Origin of the sequence: Arthrobacter parietis, from assembly GCF_039530425.1 — a bacterium.
Taxonomy (GTDB): domain Bacteria; phylum Actinomycetota; class Actinomycetes; order Actinomycetales; family Micrococcaceae; genus Arthrobacter_D; species Arthrobacter_D parietis.
On the sequence record NZ_BAAAON010000002.1, the window covers coordinates 681,545 to 705,617 of the forward strand.

Below are 24,073 nucleotides of genomic sequence, written 5' to 3' on the forward strand. Positions count from 1 at the left end.
CAGCTACTACAGCATGCAGCTGACGCAACCCTCCACCTCGGTGCCCTCCAGCGCCAGCTGGCGGAGACGGATGTAGTAGACCGTCTTGATGCCCTTTTTCCAGGCATAAATCTGCGCCTTGTTGATGTCACGCGTGGTCGCGGTGTCCTTGAAAAACAGCGTCAGCGACAGGCCCTGGTCCACGTGCTGCGTGGCAGCGGCGTACGTGTCGATGACCTTCTCGTAGCCGATCTCATACGCATCCTGGTAGTACTCCAGGTTGTCGTTGGTCAGGTACGGCGCCGGGTAATACACGCGTCCCAGCTTGCCCTCCTTGCGGATCTCGACCTTCGACGCCACAGGGTGGATGGACGAGGTTGAGTTGTTGATGTAGCTGATCGAGCCGGTCGGCGGCACGGCCTGCAGGTTCTGGTTGTAGATTCCGTGCTCCATAACCGAGGCCTTAAGCGCACGCCAATCCTCCTGCGTGGGGATATGCACCTTGGCGAACAGTTCCTTGACCCGCGCGGTCTGTGGGGCCCATTCCTGATCGGTGTACTTGTCGAAAAACTCTCCGGACGCGTATTTGGACTTCTCGAAGCCGCCGAAGGTCTGCCCGGTCTCAATCGCCAGCAGGTTCGAAGCCCGCACAGCGTGGTAGACAACCGAGTAGAAGTAGATGTTGGTGAAGTCGAGGCCCTCTTCAGAGCCGTAGTGCACCCGCTCGCGAGCCAGGTAGCCATGGAGGTTCATCTGCCCGAGCCCAATGGCATGCGATGAGTCATTTCCCCTGGCAATCGACGGAACCGAGGTGATGTTGGACATGTCCGACACAGCCGAGAGAGCACGGATGGACGTCTCAATGGTGCTGCCGAAGTCAGGGGAATCCATCGTCTTCGCGATGTTCAGCGAGCCCAGGTTGCAAGAGATGTCCTTGCCGGTGTCAGCGTAGGAGAGGTCATCGTTGTACGTGGTGGGCTGTGAAACCTGCAGGATTTCCGAGCACAGGTTGGACATGATGATCTTGCCGTCGATCGGGTTGGCCCGGTTCACGGTGTCCTCGAACATGATGTACGGGTAGCCGGACTCGAACTGGATTTCCGCGAGGGTCTGGAAGAACTCACGGGCCTTGATCTTGGTCTTCTTGATCCGGGAATCGTCAACCATCTCGTAGTACTTTTCGGTGACCGAGATATCGGAGAACGGCATGCCGTAGACGCGCTCGACATCATAGGGCGAGAACAGGTACATGTCCTCGTCCTTCTTCGCCAGCTCGAAAGTGATGTCCGGAACGACAACACCCAGCGAGAGAGTCTTGATGCGGATCTTCTCATCGGCGTTCTCACGCTTGGTGTCGAGGAAGCGGTTGATGTCCGGGTGGTGCGCATGCAGGTACACGGCGCCGGCGCCCTGACGTGCGCCCAGCTGGTTGGCGTAGGAGAAGCTGTCTTCGAGAAGCTTCATCACGGGGATGACACCGGAGGACTGGTTCTCGATCTGCTTGATCGGCGCGCCGACCTCGCGGATGTTGGTGAGCGCGAAAGCGACGCCGCCGCCGCGCTTGGACAGCTGGAGTGCCGAGTTGATCGAGCGGCCGATCGATTCCATGTTGTCTTCGATGCGCAGCAGGAAGCAGGACACCAGCTCGCCGCGCTGCCGCTTGCCGGCGTTGAGGAAGGTCGGTGTTGCCGGCTGGAACCTGCCCTCGATTATTTCATCAACCATGCGGTTAGCGAGGTCTTCATTGCCCCGCGCGAGGTGCATGGCAACCATGCAGACCCGATCCTCGTACCGCTCCAGGTAGCGCTTGCCGTCGAAAGTCTTCAGTGTGTACGAGGTGTAGAACTTGAACGCGCCAAGGAAAGTTTCGAACCGGAACTTCTTCTCGTAGGCCCGCTTGTACAGGTCACGGATGAAGTTCATTGTGTACTGATCGAGGGTTTCCCGCTCGTAGTACTCATTCTTCACGAGGTAGTCGAGCTTCTCCTCGAGGTCATGAAAGAAGACGGTGTTGTTGTTGACGTGCTGAAGGAAATACTGGTGCGCGGCCTCCCGGTCAGCCTCGAACTGGATCTCGCCGTTCGGGCCGTAAAGGTTCAGCATGGCGTTGAGCTCGTGATAGCCCAGGCCCTTGAAGCGCTCCGGAAGTGCGGGTGCTTCTGTTTCAGCGACTGTCATGTCCAAAACTCATCCAATCCTTGGGTTACCCGGTCAACGTCCTCGGACGTGCCCATTAGTTCAAATCGATATAAAACGGGAACGCTGCACTTGGCCGCGACAATATCCGCCGCCAGGCAGTACGTGTCCCCGAAGTTGGTATTGCCCGCGCCGATCACGCCGCGAAGCAGCAGGCGGTTGTCCTCGACATTGAGGAACTTGATCACCTGCCGGGGCACTGCCCCTTGACCGCTGATTCCGCCGTAGGTCGGAAGGACCAGCACGAACGGACTCAGCGCGTGCAGCGTGTCGTCTTTGGTGAGGAGCGGAATCCGCGCCGAACGAACTGGCAACTTGGTGACGAACCGGTGGGTATTACCCGACGCCGACGAAAAGTAGATGAGCGGCGCGTCAGTTTCCAACGGTTCCCCAACTGCCCGTCCACGGGCACTTCGACTGATGGTTGGTGTTGTCATCCCGACTACATCCGCCCCTCGCGAGTGGGTGAAACGAAAGGCCTAGGCTACGGAAGTGACCGATCCCAGGGCGAGTTCATTGATCTTGTCCGGACGGAACCCGGACCAGTGGTCCTTCTCGGTGATGACAACAGGCGCCTGCATGTAACCGAGCGAACGAACCCGCTCCAGCGCCGCCGGATCCTGAGAGATGTCAACGCTCTGGTAAGCGATGCCCTTCTTGTCCAGGGCCCGATACGTGGCGTTGCACTGTACGCATGCTGGCTTGGTGTAAACCGTGACGGTCATGTCCCTGACTCCCCTTGTGAAGTGCTGTTATTCGGCCAATGTTGGTGGGCTTCATGCCGCTCTTCAGACCGCCCAAACGGTTGATACGGAACGTGCCACGCCAGCAGGTAATTCGATATCTAGATACTACATCTAGTGCAACGCAGTGGCGCCGACCCCAAGATGATGTATTACAAGTATGTCATTTGCTGTCCGATTAGTCCACAGGGAATCCACATGCGGAGGGTCCAGGAAACGGCTCAAGCGCACGGTTTCTCCTCCGTCGGTCCACAGCCTGTGGACTGCTGTCCACACAGGCAAAGTCATGTGCGTGTCGTGTCGGCTCGGCGTGTCGGCCGACCGTGAGAAGATGACGACGTGGTCAACCCAGTTCACCTGCGGACGCTGCTGGAGGTCATCCGGCATGGTTCCTTTGCGTCCGCCGCAACCCGCCTCGGTTACACCGCCTCGGCAGTGTCGCAGCAGATGTCCGCCCTTGAACGGGATACCGGCGTCACCCTGTTCACCCGGTCCGCGCGGAGCGCGGTTCCCACGGAAGCCGCCGTCGTCATGGCGCGCCACGCTACCAAAGTGCTGACCGACATCGACACCCTCATGGCGTCCACTGCAAAGGCGGGAGCTGCGGTGACGCAGGAACTGCGGCTCGGGATCTTTCCCAGTCTTGCCACCTTTGCACTCCCCCGCCTCGTCCGCACACCGCAGTGGAAACAGCTGGGCATCAATTTGAAGGTTTTCGTGGGCGAGCCATCGCAGACCATCCACGGTCTGCGGAACGGTGGCGAACTGGATCTCGCACTGGTCTTCCAGGTGGGGCAGGGCGGGTTGGCCTGGCCGTCCTCGGTGAGCAGGCAGTGGATCGGTGATGATAATTTCCGCGTGGTCCTGCCGGCGGCGTGGGGAATCGCGGAAGGGTCTGCCGTGTCCGCAGGGCAGCTGGCGGACATGCCATGGATCATGCACCACCCCGGAACCTCGGACGCCACGGTCATTGAAAGGTTGTTCGCCAGCTGCAACCTGCACCCGCATATCGCGGCCTACTGCGACGACTTCAATGCCAGCCTCGCCATGGCCGCGGCGGGTATGGGTGCTGCACTGGTTCCTGAGCTGGCAATGCTGCGCGCCCCGGAAGGTATCGTCGCTCTCGATGTTCCCGAGATTCGCCTCGCCCGCAGCATCTTCGCGCTCCAGATCGCCGGGAAGCAGACCACGCAGGTACGTCTCTTCATGGACCAGCTCGCCGACGTCCTGAAGGACCGGCGGATCGCCCCGCGGACGAGCAGCCGCCCGGCTTAGGTATGGATTCAGGCGTTAAACGCCGCTGAGTGCGCGGGGCGATCCGCCGGTCCTTGCGGCACAACGTGGTCATCCGCGCACTCAGCGTGTGTGAGGGCGTCTAGGAGACCGAAGCCTCAAGCTGGGAACGAACGGCAACCGTGGCGTTGACGAGGTTCCGCAGGGATTCCTCGGTCTCGGTGTAGCCGCGGGTCTTCAAACCGCAGTCCGGGTTGACCCAGAGCTGGCGCGCCGGCACGTGCTGCACAGCCTTTTCCAGCAACTCGGCGACCTCCTCCTGACCCGGCACGCGCGGGGAGTGGATGTCGTAGACACCGGGCCCGACGCCGCGCTGGAAGCCGTGCGCCTCCAGGTCATGCACCACCTCCATGCGGGACCGCGCCGCCTCGATCGAGGTGACGTCGGCATCCAACCCGTCAATCGCGTCAATGATCGCTCCGAACTCGGAGTAGCACAGATGCGTGTGGATCTGCGTTGCGGGAGCAGCGGACGCCGTCGAGAGCTTGAAGGAGTTGACCGACCATTCGAGATAGCCGGACTGATCCTCCGTGCGCAGCGGCAGGAGTTCGCGCAGCGCCGGTTCATCCACCTGGATCACCTTGATGCCGGCGGCCTCCAGATCAGTCACCTCATCACGGAGCGCCAGCGCCACCTGGTTTGCGGTGTCGCCCAGCGGCTGGTCGTCGCGGACGAAGGACCACGCGAGGATTGTCACGGGACCGGTCAGCATGCCCTTGACCGGCTTGTCGGTCAAGGACTGGGCGTACTCCGTCCAGGGAACGGTGATCGGCGCCGGCCGGCTGACGTCGCCCCACAGGATCGACGGCCGGGTGCAGCGCGAACCATACGACTGAACCCAGCCATGGACCGTCACGTCGAAGCCGTCGAGGTTCTCAGCGAAGTATTGCACCATGTCGTTGCGCTCCGGCTCGCCATGCACCAGTACATCGAAGCCGAGCTCTTCCTGCAGGTCGATGACGCGGTTGATCTCGTCCTTCATGAGCTGCTCGTACTGCTCCGCAGTCAGGTCGCCCTTGTTGGCACGTGCGCGGGCGGACCGGACCTCCGGAGTCTGCGGGAAGGATCCAATGGTGGTGGTCGGGAGGGCGGGCAGGTTCAGCGCGTCCTCCTGGGCGGCGAGCCTCACCGCATAGTCCCCACGGGAGAAGTCCGACGGCGTCAGGGCGGCAGCGCGGTTCCGCACTTCGGCGCGGTTCACGCCGGCGGCTCCGGCACGGGATGCCAGAACCTCGTCCGTTGCAGCGATCTCAGCGTCAACGGCTCCCGGGCTACCGATCGCCCGCGCGAGGGTGACAACTTCGGTGACCTTCTGGTCCGCGAAAGCCAGCCAGCTCCGCAACTGGGCGTCAAGCTGCTGCTCATCGCCGACGTCGTGCGGTACGTGCTGCAGCGACGTGGAGGTGGACACGGCCAGCGCGGGCACTGAGGCTTCCAGCTCGGCCAGCTTGTAGGCAGCGGCGCCGAGGTCGGCCTTCCAGATGTTGTGTCCGTCCACCAGGCCGGCGACAAGCGTGGTCGATACGAACTTGGCAAGATCCTCCCCCGCGGGCACGGCGCCCTTGAAGACGTCGATGTGCAGCGCGTCGATGTCGGTTCCGGCAATTACCGGAAGCAACGAACCGAGCGACCCGTACTGGCTGGTAACCAGGATGGCCGGGCGCTTCGCCGCGTTTGTGGCCAACGCTGCGTAGGCACGCTCCACGGCGGCCGCCACCTCACGCTCAGGAATTGCCTGGTCCGCCACCAGGGACGGCTCCTCGAGCTGGACCCACTCAACGCCGGCATCCGCAAGCTTGCCGAGCAGCTCCACGTACAGCGGAAGCAGGTCATCCAGGCGGCTCAGCGGATTGAACCCTGCGGGAGCCTCGTCCGCGGCCTTGCTGAGCAACAGGAACGTGACAGGGCCGATAAGCGTCGGCCGTACCGAATACCCTGCCGCAGCGGCTTCCGCGACGTCCCGCAGGATCCAGTCATTCGCCAGGGAGAAAACAGTGTCGGGACCGATCTCGGGGACCAGGTAGTGATAGTTGGTGTCGAACCACTTGGTCATTTCGAGCGGCTGGCGCTCCTTGTCACCGCGGGCAAGCGTGAAGTAAGCGTCGAGACCAAGCGAACCGTCGGCGTCGTACAGGTCCTTGAAACGGTTTGACACGGCACCAAAGGTGACCGCGGTGTCCAGCACCTGGTCATACAGGGAGAACGACGCCGGAATGGAGTAATTGCCTGTCTCCAGGCCCAGCTCGGTCAGGCGGGCGTAGGACGCAACCCGCAACTCGGCCGCGGTTGTCTCAAGCTCAGCCGCTGAGGTGCGGCCGGCCCAATAGGCTTCAACCGCCTTCTTCAGCTCGCGGCGGCGGCCAATGCGCGGGTAACCAATGATGGTGGCTTTCGGAAATGCGGTGCTCATGGATATGTCCTTTGTCTAACGTTTCTTGACGTTTGCTAAGCGGATCGGCTGAGTCCACCCGGAACGGGAGGACGGCGAAGCTGAAGGTTTTCGAGCACGTCCAGCGCTGCGGCGTGCTCGTTGAAGGTGTAGAGGTGAATTCCCGGTGCGCCGGCGTCGAGAGCAGCATTGGCGAGGTTCACCGTTGCCTGAACGCCAATGCGGCGTCGGGCGGCGCCGTCGGTGGCTGCCGCCAGCCGGTTCCGCAGTTGGTGATCCATCTCAATGCCCGCGAGCTCGGCCAGTCGATCAAGCCGGCGCACGCTCGTGAGGGGCATGACGCCGGGGATGATCGGGATGTCGACGCCGGCACGACGGGCAGCGGACACCAGCCGCTGATAGTGGTCGGGGAAGAAAAATACCTGGGTAATCGCGAAATCGGCGCCTGCCGCCTGCTTGGCAAGCAAGGCCTCAATGTCGTGGCCAAAACTGGGCGACTCCGGATGTCTGGTGGCGTACGCCGCTACGCCGACGGCCAGTCTGCCCGCGCAGAGGTGGGCGGTTCGGCGTCGCTCGGCCTCGCGGACGAGTTTCACCAGGTCGCTGGCATAGGGCAGGTCCCCCGCGCCCACACTGGGGTCTTTCGGGGTGTCGCCGCGGAGGGCGAGGATACCCCGGACGCCCAGGGTGATGAGTTCATCCACGAGGTCCAGCAGATACTCTCGGGTATTGCCTACGCAGGTCAGGTGGGCCAGTGGGCGAAGTGATGAATCCGACAGGAGTCGGGAGAGCAACTCGACGGCCGTATCCCGGTTTGAACCGGAGGCGCCGTAGGTCACCGACACGTAATCCGGACTGGTCTGCTCCAGTTCACGGATGGTGCGCCAGAGGGTTTCAGCCGCAGCGGTACTGCGGGGAGGATAAAGCTCATAGGACAGGGCGGGGTAAGGCTGCGAAGCCGGGGGACCTACGGAATAGGCGGACTTGGACGGTGGTGACATTCGTATCCTCGGTCGTTAGGACATCCGGTTACCGCTGCTCAAAGCTTGAGCGCGGATGAGACCGAAATGAAATAAGGGAAAGGAAGCAGGAGAAAGTCCACACAACAGCGCGGCCGCGCTGAAGGGAACTCCTGCGAAACAAATGTCAGGCCCACATGGGGGCACCCACACTCCCTCGATGGGGAGTCGCTGACCCGTTACGGAAGTAACTTGACCTGAACGTTACGGCACCGGCAAGCACGCCTTCAAGAATGTTGCACACCCGCGAAACATTTCTTTCCGGCCGCGGTAAGCGTGCGCTCATTGGACTCTCATAATCGGTTGTCATACTTGAGAAATGCTAAGCTCACTTACCGGTTCGCCGGCCGGAACCCGCGCGAGAAAGCTGATCACCCATGAGAGGGTGCTTCTGGCAATCAAGACAGCCCTCGCTGCCGCCATCGCCTGGTGGATCGCGCTGCGGGTGCCCGGTGTAGCTGCCCAATACCCGTACTACGCCCCGCTCGGCGCGGTGGCCTGCATGTACCCGACGGTCGCCGGCTCGGCCCGTCAGGGCTTACAGACCCTCATCGGTTTGACCGTCGGCTTTGCTCTGGCGTTTCCGATCATCCTCATCGGTGACGTCTCGGTGGTATCCGTCGCCATCGTCGTCGGCGTGGGCGTCCTTGCCGCCGGGCTGCCGAAATTGGGCGCAGGGCGTGACTGGATTCCGATCGCCTCGCTGTTTGTCCTCCTCGTCGGTGGCGATAGCCCGGAGGAGTATTCCTTCGGATACCTCATTCAGATGCTGGTAGGCGTGGTCGTGGGCTTGTCGGTGAACATGCTGGTGTTTCCGCCGCTTCACCTGGACGGCGCGCTCCGTGGGCTCCGGAATTTCCGGGAACTGCTTGCGCAGCAGCTCTCGGACATGGCTGCGGCCCTGGGCGAGTCCTGGCCGCCTGAGCACGAGGAGTGGGCGGAGCGCGAGAGCAGCATGTCGAACCTGGGCCAGGAGGTGCGTTCCGCGGTCCAGCTGGCGGATAGCAGCCGGCGCGGAAACCCGCGGCGGTTGCGCCACAAGCGGGATCTGAGTGCTGATTACCAGCGCCTGCAGGCGATGGAACGGATCGCGTTCCACGTCCAGGACATGACGGAGGTGCTGGCGGGGGTCATCTGGCACACCCCGGAATCCACTCCCCTGCCGCCGGCGCTTGTCGACCCCCTTCGTGATGCAATTGTGCGCACGGCGGAGGCGTTGAATGCCTGGGATCCGGATGGACCCACCATGACAGAGGCGGAGGCCGCTGTAGAACGCTTGATGCAGGAGATCGCCTCCGGCGCAGCAGCGGAACAGCGAATCCAGGCAACGGCTGCGCTAGGCATGGATTTGCGGCGCATTCTGCTGACAGTGCGTGCAGAATCAACGTCGCCGTATGAGGAAGCCGTGCCGGATTCCGAGCAGAGCCAGAGCTAGGCTTCGTCCTCGGGATCAATGCGCACAGCGCCTTCGACAATCCCCAGCTTGCTCAGCTGCTCGGACATGCCCGCGCCGTCCCTGGCGTAAACCCACGGAATCCCGGGGGTGGATCCGGCCGGGCTCTTCTTCGACCGGCCGCCGGCCAGTACCGCCTCGCTTGGTGAGAGTTGGCGGATGGCAATCGCCCGGACGTTCCCCGGATGATTCCGGGCAAATTCGGCGTAGATCGCCTCGTCGTGTTGACCGTCATCGCCGACCAGGAGCCACTTCACTGACGGAAACTCCTCCGCGAGCCGCTCGAGCGAGGATCGCTTGTGTTCCTGGCCGCTCCGGAACCAGCGATCCCGGGTGGGGCCCCAGTCCGTCAGCAGTTTGGGCCCGGCCGGATAGAGGTTTCTCGACAGAAAACGGGTCAGCGCCGGAGCCACGTTCCAGGCGCCCGTGGAGAGGTACAGGACCGGCGCTGCGGGATTCTGCCGCACGATCCTTTCCATGAGCACCGACATTCCGGGAGTCGGCGTGCGGGCATGCTCGTCGAGAACAAATGTGTTCCAGGCCGCCAGGAACGGCCGTGGCAGCGCAGTCACCATCACGGTGTCGTCGATATCGGAGACAACGCCGAACGTCACGTCGTCTTCAACAACACGGACTGGAGCGTCTGCGACAACTGAGTCACCCGACTTGATCCGGACGGTATGCCACCCCGGTGTCAGTGAGGCTTCTACGTGAACGTCGATGACTCCGCCGCGGTCCGCATGCACGACGGCGCTGGTTCCGTCGATTTCGAGTGTCACTTCGGCGTAGCGCACCGGGGCACTGACGAAGTTGCGCCACCCCCGCAGCCCCTCCTTGATGGGTTTCATCATCTCCTTGCCTTCGAGCGGCTGGAGATCGCGGGGATTGGAGAGCACAACGCGTGCCAGAATGCGGACCCAGCTTGTGGTGCCGTAACCGGTGTACGGGATGATCGTCTCCACGCGGCCCCGTTGCTCCGCGATGCGGGTCTGCAGCGCATGCCAGGTGTCGCCGATCATCAAACCGAGGTGGGTTCGCTCCCGCACCTCGTCCTCATGCGGAGGGAGCGCGGGCGCGGGAGGCTCGGGTGATGCCTTGTCGGATGCCATGCGACCAGTCTTGCACGGTCAGAGGCGTCCCTACAGGAGGAATCCCTCAGGCGCTCACTTCGGCATGCTGCTCCACCCGTTTCCAGACCGTGACCGTTCTATGCCCCGGATTGAGGAAGGCGTGATTCTGGGAAGTGACTGTTTCAGCAGTCTTGCTTTCGACAAGCCAGGTCCTCTGACACTGGCGGCATCGCATTAGTCCGCTCATGATCGCCCCATGCTTCGTTCGTGCTTTGAGTTGCCGTTTCCAGTGTGAACTTCATCACTCCAACCTTCAAGAGGTTTCGTCAACCAAATGGATTTATCTGCCCAGCTGGCGTTCATAGCCGGACGGCGCACCGGCGTCGTCAATCTTCCGCCTGACCGTGGCAGTATCGATGTGTGGCCGAACGACTGATGCTCCTGGATACTCCGTCCCTATACTTCCGCGCCTTCTACGGGCTGCCGGACAGTCTCAAAGCAGCCGACGGGATGCCCGTCAACGCCGTGCGCGGGCTGCTCGACATGATTTCCCGGCTGGTGACCGATTACGAACCCACGCACCTCGTCGCGTGCTGGGATGATGACTGGCGGCCGAAATGGCGCGTGGAGCTGGTCCCGAGTTATAAGGAGCACCGGGTCGCCAGGAATGTGTCCGACGGTCCTGATGTCGAGGAGACGCCGGAGGGACTGGTTGCCCAGCTGCCCCTGATCCGCGAAGTCCTGGCTTCGCTCGACCTCCCGATCATCGGCGCGGCTCACCACGAAGCAGACGATGTCATCGGCAGCCTTGCCAGCCAGGCAGCCGCGCCGGTGGATATCGTCACCGGTGACCGCGATCTTTTCCAGCTTATCGACGACGCCACCGGCGTCCGCGTCCTGTACACCGCTCGCGGCATGAGCAAACTTGAAGCAGTGACCGATGTGACGGTGGTAAGCAAGTACGCAGTGCTCCCCGGCCAGTACGCCGACTTCGCTGCCTTGCGGGGCGATGCTTCGGACGGGCTGCCCGGAGTTTCCGGCATCGGAGATAAGACAGCGGCCAGCCTGCTCAAGGAGTTTGTTGACCTGGACGGCATCATGGAAGCGGCCTCGAACCCCTCCAGCTCGATGTCTGCGTCGATACGCCAGAAGCTCACAGCTGCAGCAGATTACCTCGCTGTCGCCCCAACCGTGGTGAATGTGGTCAGGGACCTCGACCTCGGAACATTCGAGTCACGGATCAGGCCGCTCGATACCGATCACGAACAAAAGTTGAAGAAACTGGCTGACCAGTGGAATCTCGGCGGAGCGGCGGACCGCGTGCTGAAGGCGTACGCCGCCCGCGGCTAGTTGGCCGGCCGTTCCCGGAGCGCGCGGCCCATGCGCTGGACGGCTTCGGTGAGGATGTCCGGGTGGGTGGCGTAGTTGATGCGCGCGTGACCCGCTCCGCCACTTCCGAAGACGTGCCCTGAGCTGAGCGCAACGCGGGCGGTGTCGAGAAAAAACCGTGCCGGTCCCGCAAGGTCGGTCACGACGGCTAGACCGCCGCTTCCCGCACCCTCCTCGAATCCGAGCTCGCGAAGGTCGAGCCATGCCAGGTACGTCCCTTCCGGCCTGGTCAACGCCGCCCCGGGGAGATGCTCAACGATGAGGTCTCCCAGCAGCGCCCGGTTATAGTCGAGGCCCGTGAGGAGTGAATCAAGCCACGAGCCACCCTCCCGGAAGGCGGCCGTGTGAGCAAGCACACCGAGGTGGCTCGCCCCGTGGCCGACTTCTTCGGGAAGCCGGGCCAGGTCCGATGCTGCGGCTGGACCGGCGAGCAGCAGCGCCGCTTTGAGCCCGGCAAGGTTCCAGGCCTTCGAGGCGGAAACAAGTGAAAACGCGTCTTCACTTCCGGCGACGCTCAAGTACGGTGTGAAGCTGGCGCCCGAGAGTACAAGCGGGGCGTGGATTTCATCGGAGATGACCCGCACACCGTGCCGTTGAGCAAGGACGGCGACTCCTTCGAGTTCCTGGCGTGTGTGGACAGTTCCGGTGGGGTTGTGCGGGTTGCACAGGAGAAACACGGGGTGCTCGGACTGGGAGCTTGCCCTCCGGAATGCATCATCGAGAGCGACCGGATCCAACCGTCCATCCTCACCGAGAGGTGCTGCAAGGACCTTCCGGTCCGCATGCTCGATGAACGCAAAGAACGGCGCGTAAACGGGTGGAGTGACTACCACGGGATCCCCCGGACCGGTGATCAACCGAAGGGTTTCCACTATTCCCAGCATGACGTCCGGAACCAGCGCAACGCGGTCCGGATCGACACCGTCCCACGACCACCGGGCAGCGGCGAACTCCCGAAACGCTTCTGCGTATTCGTTTCCCGCAGGATAGCCGGTGTCTCCGAGGTCGATGGCACGCTTCAATCGGGCGTGGACCGGCGGTGCCAGGGAAACATCCATTTCGGCGACCCACAGCGGCAGAACATCAGCTGCGTAGGTGCGCCACTTCACGCTGGTCCGCTGCTGCAGCTGTGCAAGGGAGAGCTCGGAAAGCGGGTTCATGGAGCCAATCTATACACGATCACCAGGAGGGATATGAGCGTCGCCTCGGCTGAGCTGGCTGTGTCACTTGATTGAAGGACCGCCAACGGTTGGTTCGAAAGGTCGGGAGCAGCTGTTGCTGAACTCAACTGTGTCTCGCCGTCGAGCAGAACGCTCATGCCTGCAAGAGAGACCTTTGTCTCCACACCTGCGCCGTCAAGGAAGGACATAACCTGCCCGTCCGGCAGGAAGGGCGCTACAGAAAGCAGCATAGGCAACATGTTTCCTCCTCCGTTGCGCCGGAGGTCTACTATCCATCCGCAGGCGACTTCGGCCTCCTGGGCAGCAAGTTCTTCGATGGCGGAATTCACGTAATCCGCCACTAGCCCACCGGCGGTTTCATTGAAGGCAGGAATACTCAGAGCGGCTATGTCTTGCCCCACCATGATGGATGACGGAGTTTCCCGTTCCCCTGACTTCGTGGCCGCTATCTCATCAGGGGTGAGGAGGAAGCTGTGATCGCCGGTAGCCTTCCGCAGAACGTCCGCGATGACGGGATAGGTATCCTGCGTGGTCTGTGCCTCGGAAGTCCGTTCCAGCGCGGATTGCTCGACTTGTTCCCAATCCGGACGCAACGAAGTTGCCACGTCGTAGGAGTTCTCCTCAATGAAAGACAGTGCCTGCAACATGTAGGCACGTACGTGTTCCTTTGGCTCCGGCGGTGGTGAATCGGCCTGGACGGAACCGCAGCCTGCTGAAGACAAGACTAAACACACCGATGCTGCCACAACCCTGATAACCGGCGCCCCGGCGGTCTGGTTCAATCCCGGTGCTGGCCGTAGTTGTCGCACATGTGGTTCGCTGGCCTGTCCATCCAGGCGGGCCTATCCCCGAACATCGACGGTCGTGCGCTTGCCACCTCAGGCTCTGTCCTTGACGCCCAGGTCTGTACGGTGTTCATGTACTTGCTTCTGCACCGCTCCCCCAACGCCGTCGTTGATTCAGCCTACATCGCCGATGCTGGTGGCGCCTTTGAGTGGCCAACTGCTGAGTGCGAGCACTGAAAGGCGTCGAAGAACAAAAATCCGCTGAAACCAGGCTACTTCCCTGTGTTCCAGCGGATTGTTGGTGGAGCTGAGGGGACTCGAACCCCTGACCCCCTGCATGCCATGCAGGTGCGCTACCAGCTGCGCCACAGCCCCAAACCCGTTGAACCCGCCCTGATCGGGCCGACGCAACTTGTTCAGTTTAGACAATTTTCCTGCCCCCGCAAAATCGGCGCGACGGCGTCGATTCAACCTTCCAGCGGCGACGACGGCATGGATGCCAGCCCGACGTTATGCTCGGTCAACTGCCATCTGAGCGGCACCGCCGACGACGACGGATTCAGCTCCTCCAGAACCGACCAGTGACAGTTGGCCACACCAGCCAGCGATCCCCAGAGGTTCGCCGGGATACCCATCAGGGCGGCAACGCCTGCGCGGATCGCTCCGCCGTGGCTGACCACGACGAGCGTCTGTCCCGGCGCCAACTGAGCGACGGCCTCTAGCGTCCCCGCCTTCATGCGCCCGCCGACGTCCGACCGGCTCTCTCCACCGCCGGCAGCAACAAAGGGATCACCTTCATGCCACGCCTGCTGCTCCTCGGGAAACCTCGCGCCGATCTCCGCGAACGCAAGTCCCTGCCACTGGCCGGCATAGGTCTCCCGGAAGCGTGGGTCCGTACCCACAGGCACTCCCGTGGCTACGCTCAATGCCGCTGCAGTATCCCGCGCCCGTTCCAGATCCGAGGACACAATGAGCGACGGCGACAGGTGCTTCAGCTCGTGCGCTGCCTGTGCAGCCTGCTGCCTGCCAAGATCATCGAGCGCGATGTCCTCCTGGCCCTGGAACAGGCCGCGGGCGTTCCACTCAGTCCGACCGTGCCGCCAGAAAACGATCCGCCGACCCTCTGGTGCGGAGTCCCCAGCTGCGCTGTCTACGGCGCGCGGACTCACTCGGCGTCGGCGGACGCGGTGTCTGCGGGAGCAGCGCCCGACGCGCCCTCCAGCTGCAGGTCAACCTTGGGGCAGTCGCCCCACAGCCGCTCCAGGGCGTAGAAAACGCGGTCTTCCTGGTGCTGCACGTGAATGACCACCTCAGCGTAATCAAGCAGCACCCAGCGGCCCTCGCTCCGGCCCTCGCGGCGTACGGGTTTCAGGTCCTGCTTTGAGAGTTCTTCTTCGATGCCGTCAACAATGGCGTTGACCTGGCGCTCGCTGGGGGCCGAGGCCACAAGGAAGACGTCAGTGATCGCCAGGCGTTCACTGACGTCGATGGCCACGATGTCCTCTGCAATTTTGTCCGTCGCCGCGCGTGCTGCGGTGCGGGCAATCGCAATAGACGATTCCGATGCGCTCACTAATCTCCTAGGGTGTGGTCGGCTGCTAAAAGCGGCCGACGATCATCATGATTCCGGTGATGAGCGCCAGAGCGCCCAAACCTACTACCGAATACTGCGCGATTCGCATTCGCTGGACACGTGCCAGTCCTGCCGTCATCGCATCAAGGGGCTCCAATCCGTGGGCGCTGCGCGCACGGATTGGAGTGGCGCCGTCGGAACCCGGACGGCGCTGTTCACGGACCATTGCCTCCGCCTGCGCTAGCACCTGCGAGCGTCCCGCAGAGTCCGGAGACAACGCCGACGACGGCGGCCTGCTCGGCACAGCGGGCGCAGTCACAACCGGGATGTGGGAGGTCGAGGGCTCAGCGCCCTCCGGAATTTCCGTCGGAGCCCGAACGAACTCGACCGGGGAAACGATCGAGAGATTGTGCGCCGTTGTCGGGTCATTGAGCAGCGGCTTGCGCTGCCGGTTCTCCTGCGTGAGCTGCTGGATTTTCTGCGCGCGCGTGTTGAGCACGGCTGCACGCTCGGCAAGTGCCTTCTGCTGGGCGAGGATCTCCAGGTCAACCGAGAAGGGATCGTCCTTCGCCGCCGCTTCCATGACCGCCACCTGGTTTTGCGCTTGGTGAGCAATTGCTTCACGCGCAGCCAGAGCTTGCTCCACCGTCATCCCGTCCGGATGAGCAACGTCAGATGGGCTTACCTCGGCGGGCGACGTGAGAGGAGTGCCTTCAGCCTGCAGCGCCTTCTCGCGGGCTGCCTGCTGCTGGAGACGAAGTTGGCGTCGGGTGGGGATACCTGCGGGCTGGTCAACTTGCTGGTCAGCCAGCGCACGGTAGCTGCGCAGCATTTCGCGGTCACGGGCACGGACCTGCGACAGACGTTCCGTGGACGGAGCCGACACGGCCGACGGCGCGTCCACAGGAGCGTTTGCTGCCCGCCGGCTGCGCCGTTCGCGGGGCGCAGGTTCAAGGCTGACAGCCGCCGGCTTGCCGGACTGCGCCGGCGGCCGGTGCCCGGGCATCAGTGCCCCCTCGGAACTTCCCTGCGACGGCAAGTGGTCCCCGGCGGAGGCTGCGCTCGCTTGTCGGAGCGACCTCCGGCTCTGCGGGGACTCGTGACCGTTACTCATTACTTCTTCACCCAGTGATTGTCATGTTGTTGTGGACACTTCAGGTTGGACCGGCGTTCCCGTCTCAGGGGCACCTTTCCGGTAGAGCCCATGCTTTGCGATGTACTGCACGACGCCGTCCGGAACCAGGTACCAGACCGGCTCTCCACCCGAGACTCGGCGACGGCAGTCTGTCGAAGAAATCGACATAGCCGGAACTTCCATCAGGCTGACGTCCTTGCGTTGCGTGCTCAGTTCATGACCAGGCCTGGTGACACCGACGAAGTGCGCCAGAGACCACAGCTCATCCACGTTCTTCCAGGAGAGAATCTGCGCCATGGCGTCCGCGCCCGTGATGAAGAACAACTCCGCTTCCGGCCGTGTAGCTCGCAGGTCCCGGAGTGTGTCGATCGTGTAGGTAGGGCCCGGGCGGTCGATATCCACCCTGCTCACCGTGAACCGCGGGTTTGATGCCGTGGCCACTACGGTCATGAGGTAGCGGTGCTCGGCCGGGCTGACTTCCTGGGCATTTTTCTGCCAGGGTTGGCCCGTCGGAACAAAGACGACTTCGTCGAGGTCGAAGGCTGCCGCAACTTCACTGGCCGCAACGAGGTGACCGTGGTGGATCGGATCGAAGGTTCCACCCATGACTCCCAGACGCCAGCGGGCAGGGCCATCGGAAGGGCGAGCGTTCGGGAGTATCCCTTGCTCAGGGGTGGACGCGGGCGGAGCGGTCAACGAGATCAGTGGGCCGATTCGCCGTGATCATGCTTGTTCGGATGCTGGCGATGGGGATCGGCGTGCTCCTGCACTGCCTCATGCCGGTGCCCCAGGCTGGTGAACGCGATAGTGACGAACATCAGCAACAACAGCAACCCCATGATGATGGCGCCGTACGCGATGGCAGGCATCGGAAGCTCGTTGTGGTGCTCGGCAGTCTCGCCTGCAACAACAGCAACGTTGAGGATTTGTGTCAGCATTCTTCTCCCCTTGGGAACGAGGTGTCCGCCCGCCGCCGGGCGCGGGTCAGCGCGTACTTTCAGTACTGTTTCGGTACTATCCTACGCGTTACTACCGCCGGATCTGTCCGTCGCCCTGGATGATCCACTTCGTGGTGGTCAGTTCGCGCAAGCCCATTGGTCCCCGGGCATGCATCTTCTGAGTGGAGATGCCGACCTCGGCGCCCAGGCCGAGCTCGCCGCCGTCGGTGAATCGCGTGGAAGCATTGACAATGACGGCCGCCGAATCCACACCGGCAATGAACTCTTCAGACCGTGCCAGGTTATTGGTGATGATGGCTTCGGTGTGGCCGGTGCTCCAGGTACGGATGTGCTCCAGCGCTTCATCCACGGTGTCCACCATTGCAACGGCGATGTCGAGATCCATGTATTCACGCGCCCAGTCATCCTCGCTGGCTGTATCAGCGCTTACGCCCTGCGGGAGGATACCCTGTATCCGGGCGTCTGCGTGGATACGCACACCGGCACCGGACAGTGCTTCCAGAACTGCCGCGGCAGCCTTCGCGTCCTTGTGCACGAGGAGGGTCTCAACCGTGTTGCAGACACTGGGGCGCTGTGTCTTGGCATTGAGCAGGATGTCTACCGCCATCTCCTCGTCCGCGCTCTCATCGAGGAAGATGTGAACGTTGCCTTCGCCCGTCTCAATGACGGGTACGGCTGCATTGCTGACTACCGTCTGGATCAGGTCATGGCCACCGCGGGGAATCAGTACATCCACCCGTCCGCGTGCCTTCATCAGGACGTTGGCTCCTTCGCGGCCGAACTCGTCCACAGTCTGCACGGCATCCGCAGGCAGCCCCGTGCGGTCCAGTGCATCCCGGATAATGCCAAGAAGCGCAGCATTGGTATGAGCGGCGGCGCTGCCACCACGCAGGATAACGGCGTTGCCGCTCTTCAGTGCGAGGCCGGCGATGTCCACCGTCACATTGGGCCGGGCCTCGTAGATGGCTGCGACCACACCGAGGGGAACGTGGACCTGCCGGAGACGGACGCCATTAGGCAGAGTTTGCCCGCGGTCGATGGTACCTACGGGATCCGGCAGGCCGGCAAGGTTCTCCAGCGCTGCGGCCAAACCCGCAATCCGTTCTTCGCTCAGGCTCAACCGGTCAAGCAGGGCAGCTGAGGTGCCTTTGGCACGCCCCGACTCCAGGTCCTTCTGGTTGGCCCGAAGAATGGCGCCCTGATTGGCTACGAGTGCCTCACCGATGGCTTCGAGCGCCTTGTCCTTATGGGACCGGTTGGCTCGGGCAACGATCCGCGATGCGGTTCTGGCGCGGTCCGCTATGGCGTGCACAGCCTGCTCGACGTTCACCGGCGTGGCCAGCTGCTCGCCGTCGGCGGATTCGGTGGTTGTCTGATGGGCAGTCTGCTGTGTAGTCACGTCAGTCATCACTCCAGTCTAACGAGCGCGTCCTCCCAACCCCAGCCGGGGTCAGGAAGGTGCGACCGTATTGAGCACGACCAGGTCGTTGACGTGCACCACTGAACGCTCGTATTCCCTGCCGAGTTCCTTCGACAGCTCGCGGGTGGTCCTGCCGAGCATCCGCGGCAACTCGAATGAGCTATAGTTCACAAGCCCCCGGGCAATGACCGAACCGGTTCGGTCCACCATCTCGACGGGATCCCCTGCCTCAAACTCTCCGCCGACTGAAACGATTCCCGCCGACAGGAGCGACCGCCGCCGCTCCCCCACGGCTTTGGCCGCGCCGTCGTCAAGCGTGAGCGTTCCCTGAATCCGGGCCAGGTGGGCCAGCCAGAGCAGGCGGATCGGCTGGCGGCGGCCATTGGTGCTGAACCAGGTTCCCACGTCCTCTCCAGCCAATGCCGGTCCGGCATTATCCGCCGATGTGACCAGTGCTGGAATGCCGGAGGAAGCGGCGATCGTGGCGGCTTCGACCTTCGTCACCATACCGCCCGTACCGACCCCGGCCTTCCCGGTCTTGCCGATGCTCACCCCTTCGAGGTCCTGAGGTCCACGGACTTCGGGGATGCGCTTTGCTCCGTCCTTGGGTGGACCGTCATAGAGGGAGTCGACATCAGAAAGCAGGATCAGCGCATCAGCCTTGACCAGGTGGGCAACCAGGGCAGCCAGGCGGTCATTGTCCCCGAAGCGGATCTCGGAGCTTGCCACGGTGTCGTTCTCGTTGACGATGGGGACCACGCCGAAGTTCAGGAGCCGCTCCATTGCGCGGTGCGCATTCGCGTAGTGGCTTCGCCGTATCAGGTCATCGAGGGTCAGCAGGACCTGGCTGACGGTGACCCCGTGAGCGCCGAATGCGTGGGTGTAGCGCGCCATGAGCAGGCCCTGCCCCACACTGGCAGCCGCCTGCTGCGACGAGAGCTGGTTCGGTCGCCGTGGGAGTCCAAGCGGAGCGAGGCCCGCTGCAATTGCGCCCGAGGAGACAAGGATGACCTCGGTTCCTTCGTTATGGCGGGCAGCGAGCACATCGGACAGGGCGAACAGCGCTTCATCGGAGAGTCCTCCGGAGAGCGACGTGAGGGAAGATGAACCTACCTTGACAACAATTCTCTTGGCCTTCGCCAGTCCGGAGCGGGTTTTGATCGGGCGCTTTACTGTCATCTATTCCTTCTGTTGATTGCGGATTTTCTGGTGCTCGGCGAAATCAGTCCTCGCCAGCGTCACCGCCGGAGCCGGTGTCGGTGGCGCCGTCGTTCTTCGCTGCCTTCGGACCGGAGTTCTTGTAGTTGACCGACTCCGTCCAGATGCCGGCCCTCCGCTCTGCCTCGAGTTCTTCGCGCGCTGCGGCCCGCGCATCCTTCCGGTTCTGGTGGTCCTCACGCTTCTGGTCACGCGTGGGGCGCACGTACTCGGCCAAACGGATGTCGGTACCGCGCGGAGAAGCGAGAAGTTCAGCACCGCCCATCATGGTTGGCTCCCAGTCGAAGACGACGCCGTCGCCCTCGCCGATCACCACGGTGTCCCCCGGCTTCGCTCCGCTCCTGAAGAGCTGTTCCTCAACACCCAACTTAGCGAGCCTGTCCGCAAGGTAGCCAACAGCCTCGTCATTTGTGAAGTCGGTCTGCTTCACCCAGCGCTCGGGCTTCTCACCCAACACCCGAAAGAGGGGTTCGAGGTTTTTCTCCTCGCGCCGGATGACGAATCCCTTTTCGTTGACTGCGCGCGGACGGAGCACCGGAGGAGCCACAACCGGAGGTGCGGTTTTGAGCAGCTCGCGGGCCTCGCGCACAATCTCCGCCATCGCGAACCCGAGCTGCCGGAGCCCTTCATGGCTTGTAGCTGACACCTCGAAGACACGGTAACCGCGGGCTTCAAGTTCCGGACGCACAAACTCTGCCATGTCACGGCCGTCTGGCACATCCACCTTATTGAGTGCCACCAGGCGCGGACGCTCATTGAGCGGCACAACCTCACCGCCGGGACCGGCGTAACTCATGTCAACGGCGTAGCGATCAAGCTCGCTCTCAATGATTTCAAGGTCCTTCAGCGGATCCCTGTCAGTCTCAAGCGCGGCGCAGTCAAGCACATGGACGAGGGCGGCGCACCGTTCGACGTGTCGAAGGAAGTCATGGCCCAGTCCCCTGCCCTCGCTTGCGCCCTCAATAAGTCCGGGGACATCCGCGATGGTGAAGCGGACCTCGCCGGCCTGTACGACTCCAAGGTTGGGACGCAGAGTGGTGAACGGGTAGTCAGCAATCTTGGGGCGGGCCGCAGACATGGCGGCAATGAGGCTGGACTTGCCGGCCGAGGGGAACCCGACCAGGGCGATGTCAGCGATGGATTTGAGTTCCAGCACCACATCCCGGGCATCACCCGGAATACCCAGGAGTGCAAACCCGGGTGCCTTGCGTTTCTGCGACGATAGTGAGGAGTTACCGAGACCACCCTGTCCACCGGCTGCTGCCACATACTCGGTACCGGCGCCGACAAGGTCAGCCAGCACTTCGCCGTCGCGCGTCTTCACTACCGTGCCGTCCGGAACGGGAAGGATGAGCGTCTCGCCCCTCTTTCCCTCGCGCCAGTCACCCATGCCGTTTCCACCGTTGGTGGCATGGCGGTGCGGGGCATGATGGTAGTCCAGCAGGGTTGTGGTCTGCGGTTCCACACGAAGGATGACGGCTCCGCCGTCGCCGCCGTTCCCACCGTCAGGCCCGCCCAGCGGCTTGAACTTCTCCCGCTTGACCGAGACGCACCCGTGCCCGCCGGTGCCGCCCGAGACGTGCAGAACTACCCGGTCAACGAAGCTTGCCACGGTGTACTCCTCTTGAGAAACTTCTCATTTTTGCCGAGTTTATCGGCTTAAAAGAAAATGGGGTGAGCCTGATTGGCTCACCCCACCCTAGTGCTCTTGTATAACGCTGCTATGGTGTGCGGTTGCGAGTACTACTCGGCAGCCGCACCCACGATGTTGACAACGCGACGTCCACGGCGGGTACCGAACTCAACGGCACCGGCTTCCAGGGCGAACAGCGTGTCATCGCCGCCACGACCGACGTTGGCGCCGGGGTGGAAGTGGGTTCCGCGCTGGCGGACGATGATTTCGCCTGCCTTGACGACCTGTCCGCCGAAGCGCTTCACGCCGAGGTACTGCGCATTTGAGTCGCGACCGTTGCGAGTGGAACTCGCACCCTTCTTATGTGCCATCTGTTATGCCTGCCCTTTTCTGAAACAGAATCTTTGGATCAAGGAACCTGCAGCGGTTACTTGATACCCGTGATCTTGACCTTGGTGAGCTCTGAACGGTGACCCTGGCGCTTCTTGTAGCCGGTCTTGTTCTTGAACTTCTGGATAACAATCTTCGGGCCCCGAAGATTCTCGACGATTTCGGCAGTGACACTGACCTTTGCCAGGTCCTGTGCTGCTGAAGTCACCTTGTCGCCGTCTACCAGAAGGAGAGCAGGCAGCTGGAAGCTGCTGCCGGCCTCACCGGGGACGCGGTCAAGGGTTACGAGGTCTCCCACGGAAACCTTTTCTTGGCGGCCGCCTGCGCGGACAATCGCGTACACCACTTGGGAACTCACTTCTCTCGACGATCAAACTGTTTGCATACTGTTTCCGGGACCGTACGCTGTTGTCAGCGCAGCCGGAGGGGTGCTAGTGCACTCACGATGCATCCACGCCCCGAAAATAGCCGTACGAGGGCGCCGCACCGAAGATCTAGATTACGGCAATTTCGCGGAATCCCGCAAATCAAGACGTGTCGGCGCGTCAAAAAACTCATGTTCATACCAGGCAGATGCTTCGAACGCCTCGACCATTGCCTCCCTGTCTGCGGGCGGGGCAGCAGCGAAACACGAATCTGCGATGGAAATTGCACGTGCGGTGGCCTCCGCGAACGCTGGGTCGGCGTACGTTTCCAACCAGTTTGCGTACGGGTGGTCCGGGCTGGCTCCGTTGCCGATCCACTGCGAGTGCAGGGCATTGCCCACGTGTGAGTAAAGCCAGTAGCACGGCAGGACCGCCGCCACCAGGACGGCGTAGCCTGCGTTGGCAGAGGCTGCCAGCAGATGGTCAACGTAGGCCCTCGTCACCCGCCCCTGGGCCGGTGACTGCCCGCGTCCGGTCAGCCACGTCCGGTGGAGCTCGGATTCCACCTCAAGGCAACTGAGTGCCGACTTCGCCCAGAAGAGTTGCTCAGCCTCGCTGGGTGCAAGAGCGCTTGCCCTGGACAGCACGCGCGAGTAGCCCCTCAGATACATGGCGTCCTGTGCCAGATAATACGCAAACTGTTCAGGCGGCAGGCTACCGTCGCCGAGCGCCCGTACGAACCCGAGCGTCTCGATCGCCAGACGGTGGCTTGTGGTGAGCTCCCAGACCTGCTCGCTGAACGGGCGCTCCTCTGGCGGGGGCGCCGGGATCGGCCCGGGTACGAACTCATGGAAGTGATGGATCGGTCCGTTTCCCTGCCCCACGTTGAGCTCGTCGGCTCGTTCGAGCGCGCCCCGAAGCCATTTCTTCACGATCAGCAGCGACTGGTGCCAGTTCCCGGTGCGCGTCTGGACGGTCGCCAGGGCCGCCGAAAGGGAGCAGCCGGTACCGTGCGTGTTCCGTGTATCGATGCGAGTACCGCCCACCACGGAGACTGTGCCGGCGTCGCCGGACGCGTCTACGAGCGCGTCCGGGCATTCCAGGGCACCTTCCAGATGGCCGCCCTTGACCAGCACCGAGGTACCCGTTGAAGCTGCAAGCCGTTTGCCCTGCTCCACAGCCGCTTCCCAGCCTGTCGCAACCGGCTCGCCGAGCAGTACCGCGAGCTCCGGCAGGTTCGGCGTCACGAGGTCAGCGAGCGGCACCAGGGCGCGCAACTCGTCCTCCGCGTCGGAGGCCAGCAGCCTGTCCCCGCTGGTTGCAACCATGACCGGATCGAGGACGATGACGGCCCCGGTCGCTCGCGGCAGCCATCGCCTGACTGTGCGGATGGTTTCCGCGTCTCCGAGCATCCCGATCTTCACCGCATCAATGGTGACGTCATCACTGACCGCCTGCAGCTGTTCATCGAGGAACGTCGACGGCGGTGTATGCACGCTGCGCACCCCGCGGGTGTTCTGCGCAACAAGGGAAGTGACTACCGCCATACCGTAGCCACCCTGCGCCCCGATGCTTTTCAGGTCAGCCTGAAGACCAGCCCCGCCGGTGGGGTCTGTTCCCGCAATGCTCAGCACGTGCGGAATAGTCCGCGCCCGCGCTGGAACCGATAGGGCTTCTGTGTGCTCCACTGTGTCTACGAGCGTGCGAATACTCATCCGCGACATCCCTCCGCTAGGCCAAAGGCCGCCTATTGACGGCCATCTCTAGATCAGGTTCAACGCGTTTCATCTCAGCCCGGAACCGGGCACCGCGTGTCACTGTGGCCTACCCTACCGTGCAGGGGGCTCACCGCCCGCAATCAGAACACGCCGCCCCCTTCAGAC

23 protein-coding genes, 1 tRNA gene and 1 riboswitch are annotated in these 24,073 nt (G+C 62.8%); of the genes, 4 read left to right on the top strand and 20 right to left on the bottom strand.

Going from position 1 to position 24,073, the window contains the following annotated elements; genetic code table 11:
• Positions 1 to 6: 6 nt before the first annotated feature.
• The 3 genes from nrdE to nrdH are packed head-to-tail and all read right to left on the bottom strand — an operon-like array spanning position 7 to position 2,900.
• The gene (gene nrdE, locus ABFX19_RS11380; protein ID WP_277358877.1) at positions 7 to 2,157 is read right to left on the bottom strand and encodes a class 1b ribonucleoside-diphosphate reductase subunit alpha; all 2,151 of its coding nucleotides are present in this window, start codon (positions 2,155 to 2,157) and stop codon (positions 7 to 9) included.
• A complete protein-coding gene (gene nrdI, locus ABFX19_RS11385) occupies positions 2,154 to 2,612 on the bottom strand; it encodes a class Ib ribonucleoside-diphosphate reductase assembly flavoprotein NrdI (RefSeq protein ID WP_346028333.1) in 459 nt (152 codons plus the stop codon). Before nrdI ends, nrdE begins: the two co-directional genes overlap by 4 nt.
• A gap of 42 nt (positions 2,613 to 2,654) precedes the next feature.
• Complete coding sequence (nrdH, locus tag ABFX19_RS11390) at positions 2,655 to 2,900, bottom strand: glutaredoxin-like protein NrdH (protein WP_056547337.1); 246 nt, start codon at positions 2,898 to 2,900, stop codon at positions 2,655 to 2,657.
• Positions 2,901 to 3,257: 357 nt separating this feature from the next.
• Here nrdH and ABFX19_RS11395 point away from each other — a divergent pair, with 357 nt between their 5' ends.
• Positions 3,258 to 4,193: a LysR family transcriptional regulator gene (locus tag ABFX19_RS11395; RefSeq protein WP_056547334.1), complete on the top strand. Its 936-nt coding sequence runs from the start codon at positions 3,258 to 3,260 to the stop codon at positions 4,191 to 4,193.
• Positions 4,194 to 4,293: 100 nt separating this feature from the next.
• On the opposite strand, the gene metE is transcribed toward ABFX19_RS11395, so the two are convergent.
• Together metE and ABFX19_RS11405 are read right to left on the bottom strand one after the other, a co-directional pair.
• A complete protein-coding gene (gene metE, locus ABFX19_RS11400; protein WP_346028334.1) occupies positions 4,294 to 6,621 on the bottom strand; it encodes a 5-methyltetrahydropteroyltriglutamate--homocysteine S-methyltransferase in 2,328 nt (775 codons plus the stop codon).
• 35 nt (positions 6,622 to 6,656) lie between these two features.
• A complete protein-coding gene (locus ABFX19_RS11405; protein ID WP_346028335.1) occupies positions 6,657 to 7,601 on the bottom strand; it encodes a methylenetetrahydrofolate reductase in 945 nt (314 codons plus the stop codon).
• 337 nt (positions 7,602 to 7,938) lie between these two features.
• Here ABFX19_RS11405 and ABFX19_RS11410 point away from each other — a divergent pair, with 337 nt between their 5' ends.
• Entirely contained in the window at positions 7,939 to 9,054 is a 1,116-nt protein-coding gene (locus ABFX19_RS11410; protein ID WP_346028336.1) for an FUSC family protein, read from the top strand.
• Here ABFX19_RS11410 and ABFX19_RS11415 read toward each other — a convergent pair.
• Positions 9,051 to 10,181, bottom strand: coding sequence for an App1 family protein phosphatidate phosphatase (locus tag ABFX19_RS11415; RefSeq protein WP_404800733.1), 1,131 nt, complete (start codon positions 10,179 to 10,181; stop codon positions 9,051 to 9,053). The genes ABFX19_RS11410 and ABFX19_RS11415 overlap by 4 nt on opposite strands.
• A gap of 381 nt (positions 10,182 to 10,562) precedes the next feature.
• Between ABFX19_RS11415 and ABFX19_RS11420 the strand changes: the two genes are divergently transcribed.
• The gene (locus tag ABFX19_RS11420) at positions 10,563 to 11,492 is read left to right on the top strand and encodes a 5'-3' exonuclease (RefSeq protein WP_346028337.1); all 930 of its coding nucleotides are present in this window, start codon (positions 10,563 to 10,565) and stop codon (positions 11,490 to 11,492) included.
• On the opposite strand, the gene ABFX19_RS11425 is transcribed toward ABFX19_RS11420, so the two are convergent.
• Both ABFX19_RS11425 and ABFX19_RS11430 read right to left on the bottom strand, forming a co-directional pair.
• Positions 11,489 to 12,691 carry a MalY/PatB family protein gene (locus ABFX19_RS11425; RefSeq protein ID WP_346028338.1) on the bottom strand — a complete coding sequence of 401 codons (1,203 nt, stop codon included), beginning with the start codon at positions 12,689 to 12,691 and terminating at the stop codon, positions 11,489 to 11,491. The two genes, ABFX19_RS11420 and ABFX19_RS11425, sit on opposite strands and share 4 nt — an antisense overlap.
• A complete protein-coding gene (locus ABFX19_RS11430) occupies positions 12,688 to 13,359 on the bottom strand; it encodes a S41 family peptidase (RefSeq protein WP_346028339.1) in 672 nt (223 codons plus the stop codon). The genes ABFX19_RS11425 and ABFX19_RS11430 overlap by 4 nt, the downstream gene beginning before the upstream one ends.
• Before the next feature lie 162 nt (positions 13,360 to 13,521).
• On the opposite strand from ABFX19_RS11430, the gene ABFX19_RS11435 reads away from it, so the two are divergent.
• The gene (locus tag ABFX19_RS11435) at positions 13,522 to 13,734 is read left to right on the top strand and encodes a hypothetical protein (protein ID WP_277358885.1); all 213 of its coding nucleotides are present in this window, start codon (positions 13,522 to 13,524) and stop codon (positions 13,732 to 13,734) included.
• A gap of 62 nt (positions 13,735 to 13,796) precedes the next feature.
• Here the strand turns inward: ABFX19_RS11435 and ABFX19_RS11440 are convergent.
• The 12 genes from ABFX19_RS11440 to ABFX19_RS11495 all read right to left on the bottom strand — a co-directional run bounded on the left by ABFX19_RS11440 (position 13,797) and on the right by ABFX19_RS11495 (position 23,905).
• Positions 13,797 to 13,872, bottom strand: a tRNA-Ala gene (locus ABFX19_RS11440).
• A gap of 92 nt (positions 13,873 to 13,964) precedes the next feature.
• A complete protein-coding gene (locus tag ABFX19_RS11445) occupies positions 13,965 to 14,666 on the bottom strand; it encodes a histidine phosphatase family protein (protein WP_056547315.1) in 702 nt (233 codons plus the stop codon).
• Positions 14,663 to 15,070: a ribosome silencing factor gene (rsfS, locus tag ABFX19_RS11450; RefSeq protein ID WP_277358886.1), complete on the bottom strand. Its 408-nt coding sequence runs from the start codon at positions 15,068 to 15,070 to the stop codon at positions 14,663 to 14,665. Before rsfS ends, ABFX19_RS11445 begins: the two co-directional genes overlap by 4 nt.
• Positions 15,071 to 15,095: 25 nt before the next feature.
• Positions 15,096 to 16,076 (bottom strand): hypothetical protein, encoded by a 981-nt coding sequence (locus ABFX19_RS11455; protein WP_346028340.1) that lies wholly within the window; start codon positions 16,074 to 16,076, stop codon positions 15,096 to 15,098.
• A 129-nt stretch (positions 16,077 to 16,205) separates the two neighbouring features.
• Positions 16,206 to 16,865, bottom strand: coding sequence for a nicotinate-nucleotide adenylyltransferase (gene nadD / locus ABFX19_RS11460; protein ID WP_268760498.1), 660 nt, complete (start codon positions 16,863 to 16,865; stop codon positions 16,206 to 16,208).
• 41 nt (positions 16,866 to 16,906) lie between these two features.
• Positions 16,907 to 17,143 (bottom strand): hypothetical protein, encoded by a 237-nt coding sequence (locus ABFX19_RS11465; RefSeq protein ID WP_277358888.1) that lies wholly within the window; start codon positions 17,141 to 17,143, stop codon positions 16,907 to 16,909.
• 91 nt (positions 17,144 to 17,234) lie between these two features.
• Positions 17,235 to 18,572: a glutamate-5-semialdehyde dehydrogenase gene (locus ABFX19_RS11470; protein ID WP_428831031.1), complete on the bottom strand. Its 1,338-nt coding sequence runs from the start codon at positions 18,570 to 18,572 to the stop codon at positions 17,235 to 17,237.
• 42 nt (positions 18,573 to 18,614) lie between these two features.
• Positions 18,615 to 19,763 carry a glutamate 5-kinase gene (proB, locus tag ABFX19_RS11475; protein ID WP_056547298.1) on the bottom strand — a complete coding sequence of 383 codons (1,149 nt, stop codon included), beginning with the start codon at positions 19,761 to 19,763 and terminating at the stop codon, positions 18,615 to 18,617.
• 43 nt (positions 19,764 to 19,806) lie between these two features.
• Entirely contained in the window at positions 19,807 to 21,414 is a 1,608-nt protein-coding gene (gene obgE / locus ABFX19_RS11480; RefSeq protein WP_346028342.1) for a GTPase ObgE, read from the bottom strand.
• Between the two features lie 131 nt (positions 21,415 to 21,545).
• On the bottom strand, positions 21,546 to 21,806 hold the full coding sequence (rpmA, locus tag ABFX19_RS11485; protein WP_026545518.1) for a 50S ribosomal protein L27: 261 nt from the start codon (positions 21,804 to 21,806) through the stop codon (positions 21,546 to 21,548).
• A gap of 56 nt (positions 21,807 to 21,862) precedes the next feature.
• Positions 21,863 to 22,171, bottom strand: coding sequence for a 50S ribosomal protein L21 (rplU, locus tag ABFX19_RS11490; protein WP_056547291.1), 309 nt, complete (start codon positions 22,169 to 22,171; stop codon positions 21,863 to 21,865).
• Between the two features lie 153 nt (positions 22,172 to 22,324).
• On the bottom strand, positions 22,325 to 23,905 hold the full coding sequence (locus ABFX19_RS11495) for a bifunctional hydroxymethylpyrimidine kinase/phosphomethylpyrimidine kinase (RefSeq protein WP_346028343.1): 1,581 nt from the start codon (positions 23,903 to 23,905) through the stop codon (positions 22,325 to 22,327).
• A riboswitch (TPP riboswitch) is annotated at positions 23,897 to 24,012 on the bottom strand. (Overlaps the previous gene by 9 nt.)
• Positions 24,013 to 24,073 lie beyond the last annotated feature (61 nt).

Excerpts from the sequence above, each read along its gene's own strand:
- nrdI (WP_346028333.1), bottom strand. The coding sequence starts at position 2,612 with ATGACAACACCAACCATCAGTCGAAGTGCCCGTGGACGGGCAGTTGGG.
- nrdE (WP_277358877.1), bottom strand. The coding sequence starts at position 2,157 with ATGACAGTCGCTGAAACAGAAGCACCCGCACTTCCGGAGCGCTTCAAG.
- nrdH (WP_056547337.1), bottom strand. The coding sequence starts at position 2,900 with ATGACCGTCACGGTTTACACCAAGCCAGCATGCGTACAGTGCAACGCC.
- ABFX19_RS11470 (WP_428831031.1), bottom strand. The coding sequence starts at position 18,572 with ATGACTGACGTGACTACACAGCAGACTGCCCATCAGACAACCACCGAA.
- ABFX19_RS11410 (WP_346028336.1), top strand. The coding sequence starts at position 7,939 with ATGCTAAGCTCACTTACCGGTTCGCCGGCCGGAACCCGCGCGAGAAAG.
- ABFX19_RS11455 (WP_346028340.1), bottom strand. The coding sequence starts at position 16,076 with ATGCCCGGGCACCGGCCGCCGGCGCAGTCCGGCAAGCCGGCGGCTGTC.
- ABFX19_RS11405 (WP_346028335.1), bottom strand. The coding sequence starts at position 7,601 with ATGTCACCACCGTCCAAGTCCGCCTATTCCGTAGGTCCCCCGGCTTCG.
- ABFX19_RS11465 (WP_277358888.1), bottom strand. The coding sequence starts at position 17,143 with ATGCTGACACAAATCCTCAACGTTGCTGTTGTTGCAGGCGAGACTGCC.
- metE (WP_346028334.1), bottom strand. The coding sequence starts at position 6,621 with ATGAGCACCGCATTTCCGAAAGCCACCATCATTGGTTACCCGCGCATT.
- ABFX19_RS11495 (WP_346028343.1), bottom strand. The coding sequence starts at position 23,905 with ATGAGTATTCGCACGCTCGTAGACACAGTGGAGCACACAGAAGCCCTA.
- ABFX19_RS11425 (WP_346028338.1), bottom strand. The coding sequence starts at position 12,691 with ATGAACCCGCTTTCCGAGCTCTCCCTTGCACAGCTGCAGCAGCGGACC.
- ABFX19_RS11415 (WP_404800733.1), bottom strand. The coding sequence starts at position 10,181 with ATGGCATCCGACAAGGCATCACCCGAGCCTCCCGCGCCCGCGCTCCCT.
- ABFX19_RS11430 (WP_346028339.1), bottom strand. The coding sequence starts at position 13,359 with ATGTTGCAGGCACTGTCTTTCATTGAGGAGAACTCCTACGACGTGGCA.
- proB (WP_056547298.1), bottom strand. The coding sequence starts at position 19,763 with ATGACAGTAAAGCGCCCGATCAAAACCCGCTCCGGACTGGCGAAGGCC.
- ABFX19_RS11435 (WP_277358885.1), top strand. The coding sequence starts at position 13,522 with ATGTGGTTCGCTGGCCTGTCCATCCAGGCGGGCCTATCCCCGAACATC.
- rpmA (WP_026545518.1), bottom strand. The coding sequence starts at position 21,806 with ATGGCACATAAGAAGGGTGCGAGTTCCACTCGCAACGGTCGCGACTCA.